Raw genomic sequence first — 20,080 nt, 5'->3', positions numbered from 1 at the left:
AGTCGCGGACTGCGCTTCCCGGACTACGCGTCTCGCCACGTCCACGTGGGCACAGGTGCCCGCCCTACTTGTGATCCTGTGGCAGATTTTGCCGTCGAGATGGCTATTCCCGCGCGGCTGGCGTAGATTTAAGTTACGCTAGTCATTACCTGGGAAAAACAGACCGCCGAGAGGGGACATCATGATCGATACACTATCTAGCGCTGCGCTTGCCGGCGGTTTGTCCTGGGCCAGCGGCATCCGCCTGTACATGGCGCTGTTCATCGCCGGCTGGTTCGGCCGCCTGGGCTGGATCGACCTGCCGCAGGCGCTGCAGGTGCTGGAATCGCCCTGGGTGATAGGCGTCACCGGTTTGCTGGGCGCCATCGAGTTCCTGGTCGACAAGATTCCCGGCCTCGATTCGGTCTGGGACGCGGTCCACACCTTTATCCGGATTCCGGCCGGCGCCATCCTGGCGGTGGCCGCCATGGGCCACATGGATCCGGCCTGGACCACGATCGCGGCGCTGATCGGCGGCACGTTTGCGCTGGGCGCCCATGCCACCAAGGCCGGCAGCCGCGCCATGATCAACACCACGCCGGAACCGCTGAGCAACTGGACCGCTTCGTTTGCCGAAGACGCCACCGTGCTGGGCGGCCTGTGGGCGGCGTTTTTCCATCCCTGGCTGCTGTTTGCCTTCCTGATCCTGTTTTTCCTGTTTGCGATCTGGCTGCTGCCCAAGTTGTGGCGCGGCCTGCGCTGGGTTTTCCAAAGGCTTGCTACATGATCTTTCTGCAGTCCATACGCATGACCCGCCGCGACTGGCGCGCGGGCGAATTACGTTTCTTGCTGATAGCACTGATCGTGGCCGTCGCCTCCTTGTCGGCGGTCGGTTTTTTTGTAGACAGGATGCGCGCCGGCCTGAGCCGCGATGCGCACCAGCTGCTGGGCGCCGACCTGCTGATTTCCGGCGACCAGCGCATCAGCCCCGGCTGGCGCAGCGAGGCGCAACGGCGCCGGCTGACCCTGGCCGACACGGTGGTATTCCCCAGCATGGCCATCGCCGGCGAAGGCGACAGCACCAGGTCGCAGCTGGCTTCGCTCAAGGCGGTCAGCGCCGGCTATCCGCTGCGCGGCAGCCTGGTGGTCGCAGACAAGCTGGGCGGCGCTGATGTGACTACCCGGGAAATCCCGGCGGCAGGCACGGTATGGCTGGACGCCAACATGTTGACCGCGCTCAATCTGGCGGTGGGCGATCCGCTCAAGCTGGGCGACCGCACTTTCAAGATAGCCAAAGTCCTGATGATCGAGCCCGACCGCGGCAGCGGTTTCATCAACTTCGCGCCGCGCGTGATGCTGTCCATGGCCGACCTGGCCTCCACCAACCTGGTGCAGGACGGCTCGCGCGTGATCTACCGTTTGCTGCTGGCGGGCGAACCGCAGCAGGTGCAGGATTTCCAGCAATGGGTGGAAAGCGACATCAGCCGCGAAAACCTCAAGGGTGTGCGCATCGAAGGCCTGGAAAACGGCCGTCCTGAAATGCGCGCCACGCTCGATCGCGGCCAGCAGTTCCTGTCGCTGGTCGGCCTGTTGTCGGCTTTGCTGGCGGCGGTCGCGGTGGCGATGGCGGCGCGCCGTTTCATGTTGCGCCACCTGGATGCCTGCGCCATGCTGCGCTGTCTCGGCTTGACGCAGAACCAGGTGACGCAACTGTATTTGCTGGAATTCCTGCTGGTCGGCCTGGCCGGTAGCCTGATCGGCGTCGCGCTGGGTTTCGGCGCGCATTTCATGCTGCTGGATTTGCTGGGCAAGTTTGTCGCCAGCGACTTGCCGCCCGCCAGCGTGATGCCTGCGGTGCAAGGCCTGGTCACCGGCTTGCTGCTGCTGGTCGGTTTTGCCTTGCCGCCGGTCCTGCAGCTGCGCAACGTGCCGCATAACCGCGTGATCCGGCGCGAACAGGATGCGCCGCAAGCGCTGGTGCTGGCCACTTATGGGCTCGGGACGCTGACATTTATCGGCCTGCTGTTGTGGCAGGCTGGCGACATCAAGCTGGGCTTGCTGACTGCGCTCGGCTTCCTGGGCGGTTTCGGCCTGTTCGCCTTGCTCGGCTGGCTGGCGTTGAAGGGATCGCGCCATGTGCGCGGCCTGTCGCGACATCCGAGCTGGCGTTTTGCGCTGACCGCGCTGCAGCGGCGGCCGGTGGCCACCGTCGTCCAGATCGTCGCCTTGTCGCTGGGTTTGATGGCCTTGCTGCTGCTGACGGTGATCCGCGGCGACCTGGTCGGCGCCTGGCGCCAGGCTACCCCGGCTGACGCGCCAAATCGTTTTGTCATCAATATCCAGGACGACCAGCGCGCCGACATCACGCAACGCCTGCAGGCGGCCGGCATCGCCCAGCCGCAGCTGTTTCCGATGATCCGCGGCCGCCTGACCCAGGTCAACGACAAGCCGATCACCGCCGATACCTATCCGGACGACCGCGCCAAGCGGCTGGTCGACCGCGAATTCAACCTGTCCACCATGAACCAGCTGCCGGCGCAGAATACGCTGACCGCCGGCCGCTGGTTTGACGATAGCCGGCCCGAAGCCTCGGTCGAAGAAGGCCTGGCCAAGACCCTGAACCTGAAACTGGGCGACAAGCTGCAGTTCGACATCGCCGGCCAGCTGGTGACGGCGCCGGTCACCAGCCTGCGCAAGCTGGAGTGGGGTTCGATGCGGGTGAATTTTTTTGTCATCCTTAACCCCAAGCTGATGGCCGAGATGCCGCAAACCTGGATCACCGCTTTCAATTTGCCGGATGCGCACATCAATTTCGGCAACCAGCTGACGCGCGATTTTCCCAACCTGACGGTGGTCGATATCGGCAGCGTCATCAAGCAGATCCAGGGCGTGATCGACCAAGTGGTGGCGGCGGTCGAATTCCTTTTCCTGTTTACCCTGCTGTCCGGCGCGCTGGTGCTGTATGCGGCGCTGGTCGGCTCGCAAGACGAACGCACCCGCGAAGCCGGCCTGCTGCGCGCGCTGGGCGCCACCCGCAAGCAGTTGTCGCAATCGCAATGGATAGAGTTCGCCCTGATCGGCAGCCTGGCCGGTTTCCTGGCGGCCAGCGGCGCGGCGGCAACCGGCTGGGCCCTGGCGCACTATGTGTTCAGCTTTACCTGGACCTTCAGCCCGCTGGTATGGCTGGCGGGGATGGCGATCGGCGCCGCCTGCACGTTTGCCGGCGGCTGGGTCGGCCTGCGCCATGTATTGAACCAGCCGCCGTTGCAGACCTTGCGCGAAGCCTGAGCCTGGTTATGTCAATTCGGGGATAATGGCGGCTTACGTTACCATTCTTCCCTATGACTACAGAACACACCACTGCCGCCAGCGAGCCGGCGCAACAGCAGGCCAGCCTCTACGACATGATAGGCGGCGCCGGCAAGCTGCGCGAACTGGTCGACCGTTTCTACGACCTGATGGACCTGGAGCCGCAATTTTCCGTGATCCGGGCCCTGCATCCGACCACGCTCGACGGCTCGCGCGACAAGTTTTACTGGTTCCTGACCGGCTGGAGCGGCGGTCCCGATTTGTACATAGAACGCTTCGGCCATCCGCGCCTGCGCGCGCGCCATTTGCCGTATGCGATCGCGACGCCGGAACGCGACCAGTGGCTGCGCTGCATGGCGCTGGCGATGCAGGATGTCGGCATGGAGGAAAGGCTGCAGGAGCATTTGCTGACATCCTTCTTCCAGACTGCGGACTGGATGCGCAACAAGGCAGACGCCCAGCCGTGATTTCACCGCAATCCATTTTTAGCTTATCGAAGAATACATGACATCAACCGAACTGCTCATCCTGCTTGCCGTCGCCGCCGTTCTTATCGTGCTGCAGATCATCGCCATCCTGCGCAGCTCGCGCGGCGCCGATCCCGCGCAACAGCTGACGCAGCTGCAAAACGACCTGCAGCGCCATCAACAAGATATTGGCGAGCGCCAGCAGCGCGAACTGCGCAGCGAGGTGCAGACCAGCGCCCAGGGCATGCGGCAGGAACTGGGCAGCAGTTTCGGCCAGCTGCAGCAGACCCTGGCGGCGCAGATGACCAGCGTCGCCACCTTGCAGAACAACCAGATCGACACTTTTGCCCAGCAACTGGTCAAGCTCAACGAAACCAACGCCCAGCAGCTCGACAGCATGCGGCTGGCGATGAACCAGCAGGCGCAGACCAATCGGGAGGAACAGGCGCAGTCGCTGCAGCGCTTCGGCGATACGCTGAACCAGACGCTGGCGGCGCTGACCGAATCGAATGCGCAGCGCATGGCGGAAGTACGCGCCACGCTGGAAGCGAAGATCAAGGACCTGCAAAACGACAACGGCTTGCGCCTGGAAGAAATGCGCAAGACCGTGGATGAGAAACTGCATGCAACGCTGGAGCAGCGCCTGGGCGAGTCGTTCAAGATCGTTTCCGACCGCCTGGAAAAAGTCCACCAGGGCCTGGGCGAGATGCAGCAGCTGGCGATCGGCGTCGGCGACCTCAAGCGGGTGCTGACCAACGTCAAGACGCGCGGCACCTGGGGCGAAGTACAGCTGGAAATGCTGCTGGAGCAGGTGCTGACGCCGGAACAATACGCGAAGAATGTGGAAACCGTTCCCGGCAGCGGCGAACGGGTCGAATTCGCCATCAAGTTGCCCGGCAACGACGACGGCGGCACGCCGGTGTGGATGCCGATCGACGCCAAGTTCCCGAAAGAACAGTATGAGCGCCTGGCCGAGGCCGCCGACCGCGCCGATGCCGAAGGCGTAGCCGTAGCCTCGCGCGAACTGGAGCGCGCGGTGCGCGGCGAAGCCAAGACCATCGCCGAGAAATACCTGTCGCCGCCGCTGACCACCGACTTCGCCATCCTGTTCCTGCCGACCGAAGGCCTGTACGCCGAAGTCATGCGCCGTTCCGGCCTCGCCGACGAATTGCAGCGCGTGCACCGCATCAGCATCGCCGGGCCGTCGACCTTGTCGGCCTTGCTGAACAGCTTGCAGATGGGATTCAGGACGCTGGCGCTGGAGAAGCGTTCATCCGAAGTATGGCAAGTGCTGGGCGCGGTAAAGACCGAATTCGGCAAGTTCGGCGACGTGCTGGCGGCCACCAAGCTGACCCTGGAACGGGCCGCCAAGAATATCGACCAGGCCGAAGTGCGCAGCCGCCAGATGGCGCGCAAGCTGAAATCGGTGGAGGCCTTGCCGAGCGATGCCGCACAGCTGCTGCTGGGCAAAGAGCCGGAATTGGCGCCGGACGACGAAAGCTGAAGCAGTATTTCACTAAACAAGCCGCATCCTGAATTTTTTGCCGGCCGGGATCGGGACGGTTACATCTGGTAGCAACTATGCATGATTGGAAATAGTGGAGCAATAAGCTCTGTCCTATACTATGTGCACAGCATGCGCCGCCGGGTGTTGGATACCCGCACATTTGCCTGCGGAAAACAGAAAACCGAAGTTTGCTGAACAGGCCCGAAAGAAAAGGAGTTGATCATGCGTACGCTCATAATTTTGGCCGCGGTCGCCATGCTGGCCGGTTGCGCCACGGATGCCGAACGCGCCGCCCAGGCACAGCGCGACGTCGACCAGATGATGCGCATCTATGGCCCGGCTTGCGAAAGACTGGGGTATAAAAGCAATAGCAATGAATGGCGCAGTTGCGTGCTGCGGCTCGACACAAAAGACAATACCGAACGTTACCCGGCAACTACCACCTGCTTCGGGCATCCTGGCTTGTTCCAGTGCTCCACGTTCTGAAGACAGCAGCCGGACGTAAATCAATGCAGTATTTTTTGCAGGCCATCAATGTGAATTGATGGCCTGCTTTGACATGGAGACCGCGCGCGACGGTTTTTAACTTTAAGCCACAGCGTCGTGGCAACAGACACAAAGCTTGTTGCCATCTGCATCGCGGAAATAGGCGCCGTAATAATCCGGATGATATTCCAGGCGCAGCCCGGGCGCGCCTTCGCAGGATCCGCCGTTGCGCAAGGCCGCAGCGTAGGCTTTGTCGACGGCGGTGCGCGTCGGAGCGAGCAGAGCGATCATCTGGCCGTTGCCGGCAGCGGCCGCGCCGCTATAGGGAGCGCCGATGATGAACAGGGGGCGCGCCTTGCCGCTGGCCATCCAGGCCGCCCACGGTTTGTCCGCGTCGCAGAATTTGAGCTGCAGCTCCAGGACTTCCATGATGGCGGAATAGAAGCCGAACGCGCGCTGAAAATCGGCGACGCCGACAAAAACATGAGAGATCATGGGGTTTTTCCTTTCGATGGAAGAAAGACGTGAGCGATCAATACAATCTGCAACGCTTTGTAGCGGCCCACCAGCCGGTCTTCGATATCGTACGCGAAGAATTGAGCCAGGGCAGCAAGCGGAGCCATTGGATGTGGTTTGTTTTTCCTCAGATTGAAGGACTGGGACACAGCGCCACGGCGGCCAGGTATGCGATCTCATCGCTTGGAGAAGCGCGGGCGTACCTTGAGCATCCGCTGCTGGGGCCGCGCCTGCGGGAATGCTGCCGGCTGGTTGCGGGTGTGGACGGGCGCTCGATAGAAGATATTTTCGGTTTTCCCGACTACATGAAGTTTCAATCCTCGATGACCTTGTTCGCCGAAGCTACGCTCGATAACCAGGTTTTCAACGAGTGTTTGCAAAAATATTTTGGAGGAGAGCGTGATCAGGCCACGCTCTCTCGATTGTGAGCTCCGCGATGACGCGCAGCAGGGTTTGAGATCGTCGGAGTATTTCGTTGTTCAGCGTTTTAGCTGAGGGACAAACGCATCGGCACAAAGCATATGCCATGCATTTCAACTTGTGGGCCGGTTTTGACGAAGCCGAAGCGCTCATAGACAGGCTGCGCGAAAGGCGAGGAGTTGACCGTAAATGCGTCGATGGTCCCGAGCGCGGCGGTTGCTGTTTTCACTGTCTGCCAAAGCTGCCTGGCCAGACCGCGGCGTTGAAAATCCCGGGCGACAAACAGATGGCACAGGTGGCTGCGGTCGCGCAGTGCGATAAATCCCGCGAGTACGTTGTCTTCAAAAGCCAGGTGGTACTGATAGCGCGGATCGGGAATATATCCTCTTACGGCGGCTGCCGAGACGGATTCGAAAAAACCTTCGGCGCCCTTGCCGCCAGGCGTGGCCAGGAATTCATGTGCAAAGCAGTGGATCAGCGCGGTGATGGCGTCGGCGTCTTCGATATGGGCAGCGCGGAATTCCATGCGCGTCCTTAGATCAGGCCATCGAACAGGATCACCTCGACCGCATCGCCGGCGGCGACGCCGCCCTGTTCATGCGCCAGCACGATCATGCAGTTGGCTTCCGCCATCGAACGCAAGATGCCTGAGCCTTGGGCGGCGGTAGGGCGCACGCTCCACTGACTGTCGTTCATGCTGAGGATGCCGCGCTGGTACTCGGTGCGTCCCGGGCGCTTGCGGATGGCGACGGCCGCCGTGGCGCGCATCAGCGGCAACGGGGCGACCTGCGCGCCCATCAGCTGCAGCAAAGCCTCGCGCGCGAAAAAGTAAAACGACACCATGACCGCCACCGGATTGCCGGGCAGGCCGAAGAACAGCGCTTGCTTGCCGCCCGACGTAATGCTGCCGAACGCTAGCGGACGGCCCGGGCGCATGCCGATTTTCCAGAAGGCGACGTCGCCCAGCTGCGCCATCATCTGCTTGGTGTGGTCGGCGTCGCCGACCGAGACGCCGCCGGAAGTGATGATGGCGTCGGCATTCTCGCAAGCGCTGCGAAATGCGCTTTCCAGCGCCTGCGGATCGTCGCCGACCACGCCCATGTCGATGATGTCGCAGCCCAGCCGCTGCAGCATGCCGTACAAGGTGTAGCGGTTGGAATCGTAAACACAGCCGGGATCCAGCACTTCACCCACCGAGCGCAGTTCGTCGCCGGTCGAGAAAAACGCCACGCGCAGACGCCGCCTTACCGGGATCTCGGCGATGCCGAGCGAGGCCAGCAAGCCGAGGTCGGCGGGGCGCAGGATGCGGCCCTGGGCAATCGCGGCGCTGCCGGCTTTCAGGTCTTCGCCGGCCAGGCGGCGATTTGCGCCGGGTTTGACGGCATCGGCCGGGATGGTGACGAAACCTGCCGCGCTGCCGGGGCTGACAAATTCTTGCGGGATGACAGTGTCGAGCCCGTCCGGCATCAGGGCGCCGGTCATGATCCGCACCGCCTGGCCGCTGGCGACCGCTCCCAGGTAGGCGCGGCCGGCGTGGGCGGTGCCGGCCACCGCCAGCACGGTATCGGCATCGCTGCGCAGGTCGGCCGAGTTGAAGGCATAGCCGTCCATGGCCGAGTTGTCGTGCGCCGGGACGTCGATCGGCGAGATGATGTCGCTGGCCAGCACGCGGTCGAGGGCGCTGCGCAGCGCCACTTTTTCGATCGCAGTGACTGGCGTGATGCAATCGCTGATGATGGCCTGCGCCTGCCTTACCGGCATGGCGTCCGGATCGTAGTCCGACAGGCAGCTGGTCAGTTCGGACAAGGATGGCTTGGCGGGACGGATATTCAGGTTGGTCATTGCGTTTGCATTATCGCTGTAGTAACTGTTCTCGGGTATTGATGTTACGGAAGGCGTCGGCATCGGTAAACAGCGTTTCGCAATAGTTGAGGCGGCGGTACCAGGTTTCCATCTTACGCCCGCCGCCCTGCAGGTAGTCATTGAGGTCGGTCAATAAAGCGGTTTTCAGCAGCATGAATACCGGCTGCGGCCAGATGTCTTGGTCGCTGCCTTCGCGGGTGGAGGCCACCGCCAGGTCGGCGCCGGCGCTGGCCAGTGCTTGCGCCAGGCGCTGCACCAGGTCATGCGGCAGGTAGGGCGAGTCGCAGGGGGCGGTCGCCAGGTAGGGCGTAGCGCAGTGGCGCAGGCCGGCCTGCAGGCCCGCTAGCGGGCCTGCGAAGCCAGGCTGCTCATCGGGCCAGACCGGCGCGCCGAACGCCGCGTAGCTGTCCTGGTTGCGGTTGGCGTTGATGATCAGGCTGTTCACCTGCGGCGCCAGGCGCGCGACGACATGCGCCGCCATCGGCTGGCCGTCGAGCAGGGCCAGGCCTTTGTCGATCCCGCCCATGCGCGTGCCGCGGCCGCCGGCCAGTATCAGGCCGGTGATATTCAGTGCAGAGGGGGGCGAACAAGTTTCCATGGCGTGGCCCGCTCAGCCGCCTATGTACGACATTTCCACTTTCTTGAGGGGCGAAGCCAGGCCCTCGGTCTGCTGCGTGCGCAACTCGGAATAACGGTCGTCGCGGGCGCGCCACAGCTGGCCGATCACGCTGGAGATTTCGCGGTCGCTGCATTCGCTGCGCAGCAAGGCGCGCAGGTCGTGGCCGGCGCTGGCGAACAGGCAGGTATACAGCTTGCCTTCGGTCGACAGGCGGGCGCGCGAACAGTCGTGGCAAAACGCCTGGGTGACGCTGGAAATCAGGCCGACTTCGCCAATGCCGTCTTCGTAGCGCCAGCGCTTTGCGGTTTCGCCGGCGTAGTTGGCTGCCAGCGGCTGCATCGGCAGTTCGCTCTGGATTATCTGCGCCACTTCGGCGGAGGGCACTACTTCATCCATCTTCCAGCCGTTGGAGGCGCCCACATCCATATATTCGATGAAGCGCAGGATGTACGGCGTGTTCTTGAAATAGCGCGCCATCGGCAGGATTTCCTGCTCGTTGACGCCGCGCTTGACCACCATGTTGACCTTGATCGGCCCGAGTCCTACTTGATGTGCTACATCCAGCCCGTGCAAGACGTCGGCCACCGGGAAGTCGGCGTCGTTCATGCGCTGGAAGATGTTTTCATCGAGTGCGTCGAGCGAGACGGTGACGCGGTTCAGGCCGGCGTCTTTCAGGGCCTGGGCTTTTTTCGCCAGCAATGAACCGTTGGTGGTCAGGGTCAGGTCGAGCGGCTTGCCATCCGGTGTCTTCAGGGCGCTCAGCATGCCGATCAGCTTTTCGATGTGCTTGCGCAGCAGGGGTTCGCCGCCGGTCAGGCGGATCTTGTGCACGCCGTGGGCGACGAACAGGCTCGCCAGGCGCGTGATTTCTTCAAACGACAGCAGGGCGGTGTGCGGCAGGAACGCATAGTCCTTGTCGAATACCGCGCGCGGCATGCAATAGACGCAGCGGAAATTGCAGCGGTCGGTGACCGAGATGCGCAAGTCGTGCAGCGGCCGCCCCAGCTCATCCGCTATCAGGCCGGTCGGCGTTTCGAGGATAGAGGGCAATGCAGGCGGCAAGGGCAGCGGCAAAAAACTGCGGCTATCGATCAGCGGGATGACTTTTCTAGTCATGATGTGTGTCTGGAAAAATGTGCAATGTCTTGCATCTAATAAATATAAGGTAGCAACTTGTACAAGATACCATGGGCGTCGCTTTTTAGCTTCAGACGCCTGGCGAAAAGCAGCAAGTGCGGCAATTCTCGCAATTTCAAACATATCGCCTGCGCCAGACGTGACAAAGGGAGTCTGGGACTCCCTTTGTTGTACTACTGTCTAGCTGCTACGCCACCAGGTGGCGCACCGGCTTACTGCGGGCGCTGGGTTTCGATCTGCACCAGCGGTTCGCTGGACTGCGCCGGCAAAGGCTTGCGCTCGCGCGGCACATGTGGCGCGGCAACGATGTTGGCCGTTGCTTCCTGTGCAGCGCGCAGTTTGCTCGGATCGGTCGCCGCCAGGGTCAGGCCGGCTGCAGCCAGTACGCTTTGCAGGTCTTCCACCTTAGGCGATCCGCTGGAAACGGCTGCCTTGATGACGGCTGGCGCTTCTGCTACCGGCGCCGCCGTTTCAGCGACCACAGGGGCAATCACGGGAGCAACCACCGGGGCAACCACGGGCGCTGCCGGAGCCAGCAGCGCAGGGGTTTCTTCGATCTGCGGTTCTGCTAGCGGCTGGCTGGCAACTGCCGGAGCCGCTTGAGGTGCAGCAGGTTGTTCCGGCACGATTGCTGCGGGAACGGCTACCGGCTCAGATGCGGCCGGTTTAGGTTCTGCCACAACCGGCGCTGCCACAACCGGCTCTTGCACAGGAGCTGCTGCCGGCGCCGCTTCAGCGACGACGGGAGCGGCTTCCTCTTGCGGAGCAATGTGCTGAGGCACCAGCGGCGCTGCGATTGCATTCGACAAGGCGGTCGGCGCCGCTGTCGTTTCAACTGCCGGAGCAGCGCTTTCCTGTGCCATCGGCACTGCCGAGGCCATCATCGGTACGCTGTTGCCGGCCGGGCTGCTTGCTTCGGCTGGAGCTGGAGCGCTCACTGCCTCGGGAGCATCTGCATCGTTGCCGGTATCGGCCACGTCTGCTGCTGCAGCGGCTTCGCCTGTTTCGATGTCGTCGCTGCTGCCTTCAGTGGTGCCCTCGGCGCCGTCGCGGTCGCGGCGGTTACGGTTGCGGCCACCGCGGCGGCGGCGGCGGCGTGGTTCTTCGTCTTCACCGGCTTTGGCTTCAACGCGTCCGCTATCGGCTTGCACCGCTTCCGTAGCATCAGCAGCTTCGGCGATGCTGCTGACGGCAACGCCGGCAGCGGCGACTACGCCACCCTTGAGCAAGGTCTCGTCGACCTTGATTTCGCTCAGGTTTTCCTTGCGCTCTTCGCGTGGCGGACGCGGCGGGCGTTCGGCGCGTTCGCGCCGGCCTTCATTGCGTGTTTCCGCCTTGCTGTCGCTGGGTTCGCGTTGCTCTTTAGTAGACTCCCGCTGCTCCTTAGGCTCGCGCGGAGGACGCGGCGGACGGGCTTGCTGGGTTTTTGCTTCGACAGCTTCTACCAGCGGTTTCTTGGCGTTGTCGTCGCGTGTTTCCTGCGCACTGCCATCGCGGTTGCGGCCACTGCGGTTACGGCCGCGCTGGCCACGGTTGTTGCGGTCGCCACGGTCGCCGCGTTGCTGCGGGCCCTTGGCTTCGGCGGTAGCGGCAGGAGTTGCTGCCGGCGCTGCCGGCTTGCTGAAGAAGAAGCCGAAGATCTTGCCGAGGAAACCTGTTTCTGCCGGGCTGGCAGCGGCAACCGCTGTCGGACGCGCTTCCACTGGCTTGCGCTCGACGATAGGGGCCGGCTGGTCTGGCGTGATACCCTTGACCACGGCTTCCTGGCGCGGCTTGCCTTCTTCTTTCTGGGTCTTGCTGTAGCCGATGTCAGTATCCGCTTGCTCTGCCATGGCGTAGCTGGCCTGGGTTTCTTCCAGGCGCGGATCGTCGTGCTTCAGGCGTTCCAGCTTGTAATGCGGGGTTTCCAGGTGCTTGTTCGGGATCAGGATGATGCCGACCCGGTGACGGGTTTCGATCTTCAGGATCTCGCCGCGCTTTTCGTTCAGCAGGAAAGCGGCGACGTCGACCGGCGCCTGGACGTGGATCGCGGCCGAGTTTTCTTTCATCGCTTCTTCCTGGATGATGCGCAGGACTTGCAGAGCTGACGATTCGGTATCGCGGATATGGCCGGTGCCGTTGCAGCGTGGGCAAGTCACGTGGCTGCCTTCCGACAGCGACGGACGCAGGCGCTGGCGCGACAGTTCCATCAGGCCGAAGCGCGAGATCTTGCCCATCTGGACGCGGGCGCGGTCATAGCGCAGGGCGTCTTTCAGGCGGGTTTCGACTTCGCGCTGGTTCTTCGAATTCTCCATGTCGATGAAGTCGATCACGATCAGGCCGCCGAGATCGCGCAAACGCAATTGGCGCGCAACTTCTTCAGCTGCTTCGCAATTGGTGTTGAAGGCGGTGGTCTCGATGTCGCCGCCGCGGGTAGCACGGGCGGAGTTGACGTCAACCGACACTAGGGCTTCGGTATGGTCGATCACGATGGCGCCGCCGGATGGCAGCGGCACGGTGCGCGAATACGCGGTTTCGATCTGGTGTTCGATCTGGAAGCGGGAGAACAGCGGCACGTCGTCGCGGTAGCGCTTAACGCGATGCACCATGTCAGGCATGACGTGGGCCATGAACTGCTGGGCCTGGTCGTGGATTTCGTCGGTGTCGATCAGGATTTCGCCGATGTCCGGTTGGAAATAATCGCGGATCGCACGGATCACCAGCGACGATTCCTGATAAATCAGGAACGCGCCTTTGCCTTGGGTGCCGGCGCCTTCGATGGCGCGCCAGAGTTGCATCAGGTAGTTCAAGTCCCATTGCAATTCGTCAACGTTGCGGCCGATGCCGGCAGTGCGGGCAATCACCGACATGCCGCTAGGCAGGTCCAGCTGATCCATGGTTTCGCGCAGTTCCTGGCGATCCTCGCCTTCGACCCGGCGCGACACGCCGCCGCCGCGCGGATTGTTCGGCATCAGGACCAGGTAACGGCCAGCCAGTGAAACGAAGGAGGTCAGGGCCGCGCCTTTGTTGCCGCGCTCTTCCTTTTCGACCTGCACCATGATTTCCTGGCCTTCGCGCAGGGCATCCTTGATCGATGCGCTGCGGACGTCTACACCTTCTTTAAAGTAAGTGCGGGCAACTTCCTTGAACGGCAAAAAGCCATGACGCTCTTCACCGTAGTTGACGAAACAGGCTTCCAGCGACGGCTCGATACGGGTAATCACACCTTTGTAGATATTGGACTTGCGTTGTTCGCGTCCGGTGGTTTCGATATCGATGTCGATGAGCTTTTGCCCGTCAACAATAGCCACGCGCAGTTCTTCTTGCTGCGTGGCATTAAACAACATGCGTTTCATTTTTCGCTCCGTGACCCTTGGGTCAATGCAATGGCGCTTAAAGATTGCTGTTCTTCAGCATTTCTGTCAGCGACAAAAAGTACAAGGATGTACGCGAGAACGGAGTGTCAGGGGGGAGAGAATTGCCTTGGTGTGTATGCGCTATATGAGCGCAGTGCACAGGCGCGGATATAGTGCTGCCGTTTTACTGAAAACTACCAGCGCGCGCCGGTACAGCATCCTGCGGTTCGCGGAACGCGAGCACGACGCTTGGCGGTGAGCAGCTTGATAGAGCCAAATAAAGCATTGGTTTCAGTAAGTACGCGGCAAATTTAAAAACACTACATCAACCGGCGAGCTCGTCGCGATCGTTTGGATCGCATCGGGCTCGCCGGACTTTATCCTAATCATCCAGACATTCTTGTTCAGCATCCGTGCGCGTTATCCGATGACAACAACGGTGCGACCTTGACTCGCGCAGGGGTGATGCGTACACATTTCCCATCAAATTTGCAAATTGGCGAGGCTGATGGGGACGCCCCTGTGTAGAATGGTCTTTTTATTCTTACACCAGCAACTGTTTTCTAACAATTGCGGAACAATTATATATTCAAAATGAAGGACTTAGCGAGATTTTCTGGAGGACGAGTCAAGACTCGCCCCGAGCCGCGGACACAAGCCGCGGGCAAGCATAAGGCCGAACCCAAGGTAGCCGTGGAGCAAGGTATACAGTTAACAGCAATTGCGCCGCCTCTTGCCGTCCAAATGCTGACTATTGCGGAAGACGACGCAGGTCAGCGCATCGACAATTTTTTATTGCGTATTTGTAAAGGAGTGCCCAAGAGCCATATCTATCGCGTGTTGCGCTCCGGCGAGGTCAGGGTCAACAAAGGCCGTATCGACCAGACTTATCGCCTGGTCGAGGGCGACGTCATACGGGTGCCGCCGATTCGAATTGCTGAAAAGCAAACACAAGCGGTAGCGCCAGGGGCGGAATTCAAGATATTGCTGGAAGATAATCATTTACTGGTGATCGACAAGCCGGCCGGGGTCGCCGTGCACGGCGGCTCCGGCGTCAGCTATGGCGTCATCGAGCAACTCCGCGCCGCCCGTCCGCAAGCCAAGTTCCTGGAACTGGTGCACCGGCTGGACCGCGATACTTCCGGCATCTTGCTGCTGGCGAAGAAACGTTCCGCGCTGACCAACCTGCACGAGCAGATGCGCGACGGCGACACCGACAAGCGTTACCTGGTGCTGGTGCACGGCGACTGGCAAAACGAGCGCCAGCATGTCAAGTTGCCGCTGCACAAGTATACGGCGGCCGATGGCGAGCGCCGGGTGCGGGTGCAGGCCGACGGCCAGGCGTCGCACACGATTTTCAACCTGATCCGGCGTTATGGCGACTATGCTTTGCTGGAAGCCGAGCTGAAGACCGGCCGCACCCACCAGATCCGGGTCCATCTGTCGGCCAGCGGCTTCGCCATCGCCGGCGACGATAAATACGGCGACTTTTCCTTGAACCGGGCTTTGCAGAAGGCTGACGGACAACGTGTCGCGCTGAAGCGGATGTTCTTGCATGCTTACCAGATTACTTTCGCCCATCCGGAAACGGGCAAGCCGGTGACCCTCAAGGCGCCGCTGCCGCCGGAATGCGAAAGATTCCTGAAAAGCCTGCCGAAAGATATCCCGGCGGCAATATCGGAAGCTGAGGGCGATCAGAATATCAGTTAGTATTTGCTTATCGGTTTGCCGGTTTTTCCGATCGGCAGGCCAAACCAATTACAGGAGCTGGCAAGGTATTGCCAGGCAATATGGCGCGAAAGAATTTTGATTTAATTGTATTTGATTGGGATGGCACCTTGATGGACAGCACCGCCATCATCGTGAAATGTATCCAGGCTGCAGCCAGGGACCTGGGACTGGCGGTCCCGGACAACAAGGCCGCCTCGCACGTGATCGGGCTGGGCCTGGCGGAAGCCATGCAGGTTGCGATGCCGGGCCTGGAGCCCAGCCAGTATCCGCGGGTAGTGGAGCGTTACCGTTATCACTACCTGGCGCAAGACCAGGACCTGACCTTGTTCGACGGCGTGCGCGAAATGCTGGCGGACCTGTCGCAGCAGGGTTATTTCCTGGCGATCGCCACCGGCAAGAGCCGGGTCGGCCTGAACCGCGCCTTGCATGAGACCAAGCTGCTGTCGGCGTTCGATGCTACCCGCTGCGCCGACGAGACTTTTTCCAAGCCGCATCCGGCCATGCTGCAGGAACTGACGCGAGAGCTGGGCCAGGACCTGAAGCGCACGGTGATGATCGGCGATACCACCCATGACCTGCAGATGGCCATCAATGCCGGCGCCGCGGGAATCGCGGTCCAGTATGGCGCGCACCCGGCGCATGAGCTGGATGCGCTGAAGCCCTTGTTCAACGCCACCTCGACCGTGCAGTTGCACGCCTGGCTTAACGCCAACGCCTGACCGACCCATTGAGCGACGCGCCGTGAACGATAACCGCCTTCCCCTCTGTGCTTCTTCTGCGCTGGCAGAGCGCGGCAAAGGCGTGCGTTTTGCGGTTACCGCCTGGGGCGAGGAGGCGGTTGCATTCGCCGTGCGCCACCACAATGTCGTCCACGCTTACCTGAACCGGTGCGCGCACATCTCGCTGGAGCTGGACTGGAACGAGGGCGAGTTTTTCGAGTCCAGCGGTTTGTACCTGATGTGCGCCACGCACGGTGCAGTGTACGAGCCGGAAACCGGGCATTGCGCCGGCGGCCCGTGCCGCGGCGGACGTTTGCACAAGATTCTGGTTGAAGAAAGCAATGATCAGGTGTTCTGGATCCCTGATGAATATGTGCGGCCTGTGATTGCCTGACAGGCTGGTCTGTTCAATAACGATTTCGGATAAACGAAGTGAGCAAACACCATGAGCAATAACGATTTTGAGAATGCGGCCACGCCCGTCAAAAAAGAAGGCTGGGAGCGCGAAGTGCTGGAAAAGCTGGCGTTCGCGTCGTTGCGTGAACAGCGCGCGCGCCGCCGCTGGGGGATTTTTTTCAAGCTGACCGTGATCGGCCTGATTGTCTTCGGCGTGTGGCTCGGCATGAATTACGAAGGCTCGGATACGCAGACGGTCGGTGCGCATACGGCGCTGGTCAAGATCAACGGCGCGATCGAATCGGAAGGCAACGGTTCGGCCGGCGTGGTGGTGCCGGCGCTTGACAACGCTTTCGCCGCGGACGATTCGGTCGGCGTGATATTGCGCATCAACAGCCCCGGTGGCAGCCCGGTGCAGGCCGGCATCATCAATGATGAAATCGCGCGCCTGCGCAAGGAATATCCGAACAAGCCGCTGTATGTGGTGGTCGACGAAATGTGCGCCTCGGGCGGTTATTACATTGCCGCCGCGGCCGACAAGATTTACGTCAACAAGGCCAGCATCGTCGGCTCGATCGGCGTGCTGATGGACGGCTTCGGTTTCACCGGCCTGATGGACAAGGTCGGCGTCGAGCGGCGTCTGCTGACCGCCGGCGAGAACAAAGGTTTCCTCGATCCGTTCAGCCCGATGAGCGCGACCCAGAAAGGTTATGCGCAAACCATGCTGGCGGAAATCCACCAGCAGTTCATCGACGTGGTGCGCAAGGGCCGCGGCGCGCGCCTGAAAGAAACGCCGGAAACTTTCTCGGGCCTGTTCTGGAGCGGCTCGAAGGCAGTCGAGATGGGCCTGGCCGACGGCTACGGCACGGTGGACAGCGTGGCTCGCGATGTCTTGAAGCAGGAAGATATTGTCGATTACACCAAGAGCGAAGGTTTGCCTGAACGCGTGCTGAAAAAATTCGGCGTGGCGATGGGCGCCGGCGTAGTGCAATCGCTGGCGAATGACATCAAGCCAAGCTTGCGTTGAGTTTCATGCAAGGCCTGCCGGCGTGCGGGCCTTAAGATAAATATCAAAGTGGAAACCGGCATATGGTAATACCATAATCGGCCTTGTATCTTCGCGATCCTGTCGTATATTTAAGGTACTCAAGGAACAGCGAACGGAGGGGACGATTATCGGAATACCAAAACCCATCACCATACAGATTGAGATTGTTTCGATAGCAAAGAGTCACTCCATCGCAATACAACCCCTTGTTTTGGAGTAGCGCAATTACTACCGGACAAACCCCCGCATCTCGGATGCGGCACCGAGAAGTTTTCGACTTCTCAACATAAATGTCTTTCGGGACAGGCAAATACGGCGACGGCGCAATACCGTCGCCGTTTTGCGTTATGTGTAATGAATTTATTGGGCCAGGAACAGGTACACGGTTGGCTTTTTATGGAAGTCAGGGTGTTTGCCTGCCGCCAGGGCGGCCTTCCATTTTGCCGCGGTCTGGGTCCTGATGCTTTCGGTTGCAAGCGTCAGGTCGGTGGCTACGCAAATCAGCGTGCCGGGCTGGCAGGCATTGGCCAGGGCTTCCAGGAAAGCGCTGTTGCGGTACGGCGTTTCGATGAACAGTTGCGTTTGCTGTTCCTGGCGCGAGCGCAGTTCCAGCGCCTTGATGCGTTTGCCGCGCTGTTCGGCATCGGTGGGCAGATAACCGTTGAAGGCAAAACTCTGGCCGTTCAGGCCGCTGCTCATGACGGCCAGCAACAACGACGACGGACCTACCAATGGCCGCACCTGGATGCCTTGCGCGTGGGCTAGCCGCACCAGGTTGGCGCCGGGATCGGCGACTGCCGGCACGCCGGCTTCAGAGATCAGGCCGGCGTCCTGGCCGGCCAGAAGCGGCGCCAGCAGGGCCGGCAATGCGGCGCTGGCGGTATTGACATTGAGTTCGGCGATCTGGATTTCCTGCAGCGGCTTGGCGAGCGACTGGGCTGCATCGATCAGCTTCAGGAAAGCGCGCGTGGTCTTTGCATTTTCCGCAATGAAATAATCGAGCCTTGCGGTAAGCGCCTGGACTTCCTGCGGGATGACGGTTGCCAGCGCCGCAGCTGGCGATACGGTCTCGTTCTGGCCCAGGGTGTTGGGAATTAAATACAGGGTGCCTGGCATGTCGGTCTATTTAGTGAAAATGGGAGTGCGGAAAAATGGGAAGGCAGCGCGGCGCAGCATACCGGTCAGCGCGATTAATGGCAAACCGGTGAGGGCAGTCGGATCGGTGCTTTCGATTTTTTCCAGGATGGCGATGCCCAGCCCTTCATTTTTTGCGCTGCCGGCGCAGTCGTAGGGTTGTTCGATGCGCAAGTAGGCGTCCAGCTCGGCGTCGGGCAAGTCGCGGAAAGTGACGAAGGTCTGGATGTTTTCTATCTGCACGGCTTGCTCGGGCTGGCTGTGGCGGCTATCCCACAGGCACAGGGCGGTGTGGAAAATGACGCGGCGGCCGCGCATCTTTTGCAGCTGCGCCAGGGCGTTCTCGTGATTGCCGGGCTTGCCGATCTGCTCGTCGTCCAGCGTCGCCACCTGGTCGGAGCCGATCACCAGCGCATTTGGCGCCGCCAGCGCCACGCTGCGCGCCTTTTCCAGGGCCAGGCGCAGGGCGGTGGCTTGCGGACTCTCGCCAGGATGGGGCGTTTCGTCGATATCCGGCACGATCACGTCAAACGGGACGTGCAGCCGGGAAAGCAGTTCCTTGCGGTATTTCGAGCTGGAACCGAGGATCAGGCGCGGCAGGGATGTCGTGGAAGAGGTGGTCTGTTGTAAAGAAGCCATGGTTTTTGTTGCTTATTGGTTGTTTCTGCGATTGCAGAACGGTAAAATCCCTGCAAATGGCGGCCAAAGTGCGGAAAACGCGCTAACACTTTGACGAATAAGGGAAAAGGCTGTTATTATCGCAGGTTTTCCGGGTTCGGCTTCTTGACTATGAGTGCTTTTGTCATCGACGCGTTTGAGTATGCGCGCCATAAAGAGCGCCGTGAAGGCGATACGCTGGTGGCCGATCTGAGCCGCCTCTCGGCTGAGACTGCGGATCGCTCCGGCGCCCTGCACTGGGTCCTGGCTGGCGGCGCCGATCAGTTAGGGCATCCGCAACTGACGCTCACTGTCAGCGGTTCGACCAAGATCATGTGCCAGCGCTGCCTGACGTCGTTCGCTTTCGATATCGATTCGGAATCGGTGCTGGTGCTGGCAAAAGACGAAGAAAGCGCCGATGCAATCGATGCGCTGCTTGATAATGACGAGATTGATGTCATCGTCGGCACTAAAACACTGAATATCGTAGAGCTGGTTGAAGATGAGGCGCTGCTGGCCTTGCCGCTGTCGCCGAAACATCCGGTTTGCCCGGACCAGTCTGCGCTTGAGGGCCTGAAAAGCGCCAAGAAAGAGTCGCCGTTCGCGATGCTCAAGAATTTGAAGCAGCAGTAAATAGCAGCGGCAGTAAATGGATTTAGTAAAGAATTGCGGTAAATTTGTCGCGCTGATTTTCACATGAATGTGATTCCGTGTGACTAAGGTGTGGCAATAGGTAGTAAAATCCGCGCACAAACGC

At 61.0% G+C, this 20,080-nt stretch carries 19 protein-coding genes; 11 read left to right on the top strand and 8 right to left on the bottom strand.

The annotated features are described in order from the left end of the window. Positions 1 to 181: 181 nt before the first annotated feature. The 5 genes from CFU_RS14985 to CFU_RS14965 all read left to right on the top strand — a co-directional run bounded on the left by CFU_RS14985 (position 182) and on the right by CFU_RS14965 (position 5,748). Positions 182 to 766 (top strand): DUF4126 domain-containing protein, encoded by a 585-nt coding sequence (locus tag CFU_RS14985; protein WP_014006884.1) that lies wholly within the window; start codon positions 182 to 184, stop codon positions 764 to 766. Beyond that, a complete protein-coding gene (locus CFU_RS14980) occupies positions 766 to 3,267 on the top strand; it encodes an ABC transporter permease (RefSeq protein WP_041743536.1) in 2,502 nt (833 codons plus the stop codon). Before CFU_RS14985 ends, CFU_RS14980 begins: the two co-directional genes overlap by 1 nt. 116 nt (positions 3,268 to 3,383) lie before the next feature. Further along, entirely contained in the window at positions 3,384 to 3,755 is a 372-nt protein-coding gene (locus CFU_RS14975; RefSeq protein WP_425304704.1) for a group II truncated hemoglobin, read from the top strand. 37 nt (positions 3,756 to 3,792) lie between these two features. Beyond that, a complete protein-coding gene (rmuC, locus tag CFU_RS14970; protein WP_014006881.1) occupies positions 3,793 to 5,259 on the top strand; it encodes a DNA recombination protein RmuC in 1,467 nt (488 codons plus the stop codon). A 225-nt stretch (positions 5,260 to 5,484) separates the two neighbouring features. After that, positions 5,485 to 5,748 (top strand): hypothetical protein, encoded by a 264-nt coding sequence (locus CFU_RS14965; protein ID WP_041742127.1) that lies wholly within the window; start codon positions 5,485 to 5,487, stop codon positions 5,746 to 5,748. Positions 5,749 to 5,850: 102 nt separating this feature from the next. Here CFU_RS14965 and CFU_RS14960 read toward each other — a convergent pair whose 3' ends face one another. Further along, on the bottom strand, positions 5,851 to 6,243 hold the full coding sequence (locus CFU_RS14960; RefSeq protein WP_014006879.1) for a VOC family protein: 393 nt from the start codon (positions 6,241 to 6,243) through the stop codon (positions 5,851 to 5,853). A 29-nt stretch (positions 6,244 to 6,272) separates the two neighbouring features. Here CFU_RS14960 and CFU_RS14955 point away from each other — a divergent pair, with 29 nt between their 5' ends. Then, positions 6,273 to 6,692 carry a DUF1810 domain-containing protein gene (locus CFU_RS14955; RefSeq protein ID WP_014006878.1) on the top strand — a complete coding sequence of 140 codons (420 nt, stop codon included), beginning with the start codon at positions 6,273 to 6,275 and terminating at the stop codon, positions 6,690 to 6,692. A gap of 59 nt (positions 6,693 to 6,751) precedes the next feature. On the opposite strand, the gene CFU_RS14950 is transcribed toward CFU_RS14955, so the two are convergent. From CFU_RS14950 to CFU_RS14930, 5 genes are all read right to left on the bottom strand, one after another. Continuing rightward, on the bottom strand, positions 6,752 to 7,210 hold the full coding sequence (locus tag CFU_RS14950) for a GNAT family N-acetyltransferase (RefSeq protein ID WP_014006877.1): 459 nt from the start codon (positions 7,208 to 7,210) through the stop codon (positions 6,752 to 6,754). Between the two features lie 8 nt (positions 7,211 to 7,218). After that, positions 7,219 to 8,526 (bottom strand): gephyrin-like molybdotransferase Glp, encoded by a 1,308-nt coding sequence (gene glp, locus CFU_RS14945; protein WP_041742126.1) that lies wholly within the window; start codon positions 8,524 to 8,526, stop codon positions 7,219 to 7,221. Positions 8,527 to 8,536: 10 nt separating this feature from the next. After that, positions 8,537 to 9,145, bottom strand: a complete 609-nt coding sequence (gene mobA / locus CFU_RS14940; RefSeq protein ID WP_014006875.1) for a molybdenum cofactor guanylyltransferase MobA — start codon at positions 9,143 to 9,145, stop codon at positions 8,537 to 8,539. Positions 9,146 to 9,157: 12 nt separating this feature from the next. After that, positions 9,158 to 10,282, bottom strand: a complete 1,125-nt coding sequence (moaA, locus tag CFU_RS14935; protein WP_041742125.1) for a GTP 3',8-cyclase MoaA — start codon at positions 10,280 to 10,282, stop codon at positions 9,158 to 9,160. Positions 10,283 to 10,515: 233 nt separating this feature from the next. Further along, a complete protein-coding gene (locus CFU_RS14930; RefSeq protein ID WP_014006873.1) occupies positions 10,516 to 13,638 on the bottom strand; it encodes a ribonuclease E/G in 3,123 nt (1,040 codons plus the stop codon). A gap of 744 nt (positions 13,639 to 14,382) precedes the next feature. On the opposite strand from CFU_RS14930, the gene CFU_RS14925 reads away from it, so the two are divergent. The 4 genes from CFU_RS14925 (at position 14,383) to CFU_RS14910 (ending at position 17,511) form a co-directional block, all read left to right on the top strand. Next, entirely contained in the window at positions 14,383 to 15,348 is a 966-nt protein-coding gene (locus CFU_RS14925) for an RluA family pseudouridine synthase (protein WP_238531320.1), read from the top strand. Between the two features lie 80 nt (positions 15,349 to 15,428). Next, positions 15,429 to 16,088, top strand: a complete 660-nt coding sequence (locus tag CFU_RS14920) for an HAD-IIIA family hydrolase (RefSeq protein WP_041742124.1) — start codon at positions 15,429 to 15,431, stop codon at positions 16,086 to 16,088. Positions 16,089 to 16,110: 22 nt separating this feature from the next. Continuing rightward, positions 16,111 to 16,482 (top strand): Rieske (2Fe-2S) protein, encoded by a 372-nt coding sequence (locus CFU_RS14915; RefSeq protein ID WP_014006869.1) that lies wholly within the window; start codon positions 16,111 to 16,113, stop codon positions 16,480 to 16,482. A 51-nt stretch (positions 16,483 to 16,533) separates the two neighbouring features. After that, positions 16,534 to 17,511: a S49 family peptidase gene (locus tag CFU_RS14910; RefSeq protein WP_014006868.1), complete on the top strand. Its 978-nt coding sequence runs from the start codon at positions 16,534 to 16,536 to the stop codon at positions 17,509 to 17,511. Positions 17,512 to 17,892: 381 nt separating this feature from the next. On the opposite strand, the gene CFU_RS14905 is transcribed toward CFU_RS14910, so the two are convergent. Together CFU_RS14905 and CFU_RS14900 are read right to left on the bottom strand one after the other, a co-directional pair. Continuing rightward, positions 17,893 to 18,648 carry an SAM-dependent methyltransferase gene (locus CFU_RS14905; RefSeq protein WP_014006867.1) on the bottom strand — a complete coding sequence of 252 codons (756 nt, stop codon included), beginning with the start codon at positions 18,646 to 18,648 and terminating at the stop codon, positions 17,893 to 17,895. A gap of 6 nt (positions 18,649 to 18,654) precedes the next feature. Continuing rightward, positions 18,655 to 19,305 carry a Maf-like protein gene (locus CFU_RS14900; RefSeq protein WP_014006866.1) on the bottom strand — a complete coding sequence of 217 codons (651 nt, stop codon included), beginning with the start codon at positions 19,303 to 19,305 and terminating at the stop codon, positions 18,655 to 18,657. A gap of 150 nt (positions 19,306 to 19,455) precedes the next feature. Between CFU_RS14900 and CFU_RS14895 the strand changes: the two genes are divergently transcribed. Further along, the gene (locus tag CFU_RS14895) at positions 19,456 to 19,956 is read left to right on the top strand and encodes a YceD family protein (RefSeq protein WP_041742123.1); all 501 of its coding nucleotides are present in this window, start codon (positions 19,456 to 19,458) and stop codon (positions 19,954 to 19,956) included. Positions 19,957 to 20,080 lie beyond the last annotated feature (124 nt).

Source organism: Collimonas fungivorans Ter331 (assembly GCF_000221045.1).
Taxonomy (GTDB): Bacteria; Pseudomonadota; Gammaproteobacteria; order Burkholderiales; family Burkholderiaceae_D; genus Collimonas; species Collimonas fungivorans_A.
This window is presented reverse-complemented; position numbering and strand designations above follow the sequence as displayed.

What these genes read in the sequence shown, in the direction of transcription:
- CFU_RS14910 (WP_014006868.1), top strand. Translation starts at nt 16,534, where the DNA reads ATGAGCAATAACGATTTTGAGAATGCGGCCACGCCCGTCAAAAAAGAA.
- CFU_RS14900 (WP_014006866.1), bottom strand. Translation starts at nt 19,305, where the DNA reads ATGGCTTCTTTACAACAGACCACCTCTTCCACGACATCCCTGCCGCGC.
- CFU_RS14960 (WP_014006879.1), bottom strand. Translation starts at nt 6,243, where the DNA reads ATGATCTCTCATGTTTTTGTCGGCGTCGCCGATTTTCAGCGCGCGTTC.
- CFU_RS14985 (WP_014006884.1), top strand. Translation starts at nt 182, where the DNA reads ATGATCGATACACTATCTAGCGCTGCGCTTGCCGGCGGTTTGTCCTGG.
- rmuC (WP_014006881.1), top strand. Translation starts at nt 3,793, where the DNA reads ATGACATCAACCGAACTGCTCATCCTGCTTGCCGTCGCCGCCGTTCTT.
- CFU_RS14925 (WP_238531320.1), top strand. Translation starts at nt 14,383, where the DNA reads ATGCTGACTATTGCGGAAGACGACGCAGGTCAGCGCATCGACAATTTT.
- CFU_RS14930 (WP_014006873.1), bottom strand. Translation starts at nt 13,638, where the DNA reads ATGAAACGCATGTTGTTTAATGCCACGCAGCAAGAAGAACTGCGCGTG.
- CFU_RS14895 (WP_041742123.1), top strand. Translation starts at nt 19,456, where the DNA reads ATGAGTGCTTTTGTCATCGACGCGTTTGAGTATGCGCGCCATAAAGAG.
- CFU_RS14920 (WP_041742124.1), top strand. Translation starts at nt 15,429, where the DNA reads ATGGCGCGAAAGAATTTTGATTTAATTGTATTTGATTGGGATGGCACC.
- CFU_RS14905 (WP_014006867.1), bottom strand. Translation starts at nt 18,648, where the DNA reads ATGCCAGGCACCCTGTATTTAATTCCCAACACCCTGGGCCAGAACGAG.
- CFU_RS14975 (WP_425304704.1), top strand. Translation starts at nt 3,384, where the DNA reads ATGATAGGCGGCGCCGGCAAGCTGCGCGAACTGGTCGACCGTTTCTAC.
- CFU_RS14965 (WP_041742127.1), top strand. Translation starts at nt 5,485, where the DNA reads ATGCGTACGCTCATAATTTTGGCCGCGGTCGCCATGCTGGCCGGTTGC.
- mobA (WP_014006875.1), bottom strand. Translation starts at nt 9,145, where the DNA reads ATGGAAACTTGTTCGCCCCCCTCTGCACTGAATATCACCGGCCTGATA.
- moaA (WP_041742125.1), bottom strand. Translation starts at nt 10,282, where the DNA reads ATGACTAGAAAAGTCATCCCGCTGATCGATAGCCGCAGTTTTTTGCCG.
- CFU_RS14950 (WP_014006877.1), bottom strand. Translation starts at nt 7,210, where the DNA reads ATGGAATTCCGCGCTGCCCATATCGAAGACGCCGACGCCATCACCGCG.
- glp (WP_041742126.1), bottom strand. Translation starts at nt 8,526, where the DNA reads ATGACCAACCTGAATATCCGTCCCGCCAAGCCATCCTTGTCCGAACTG.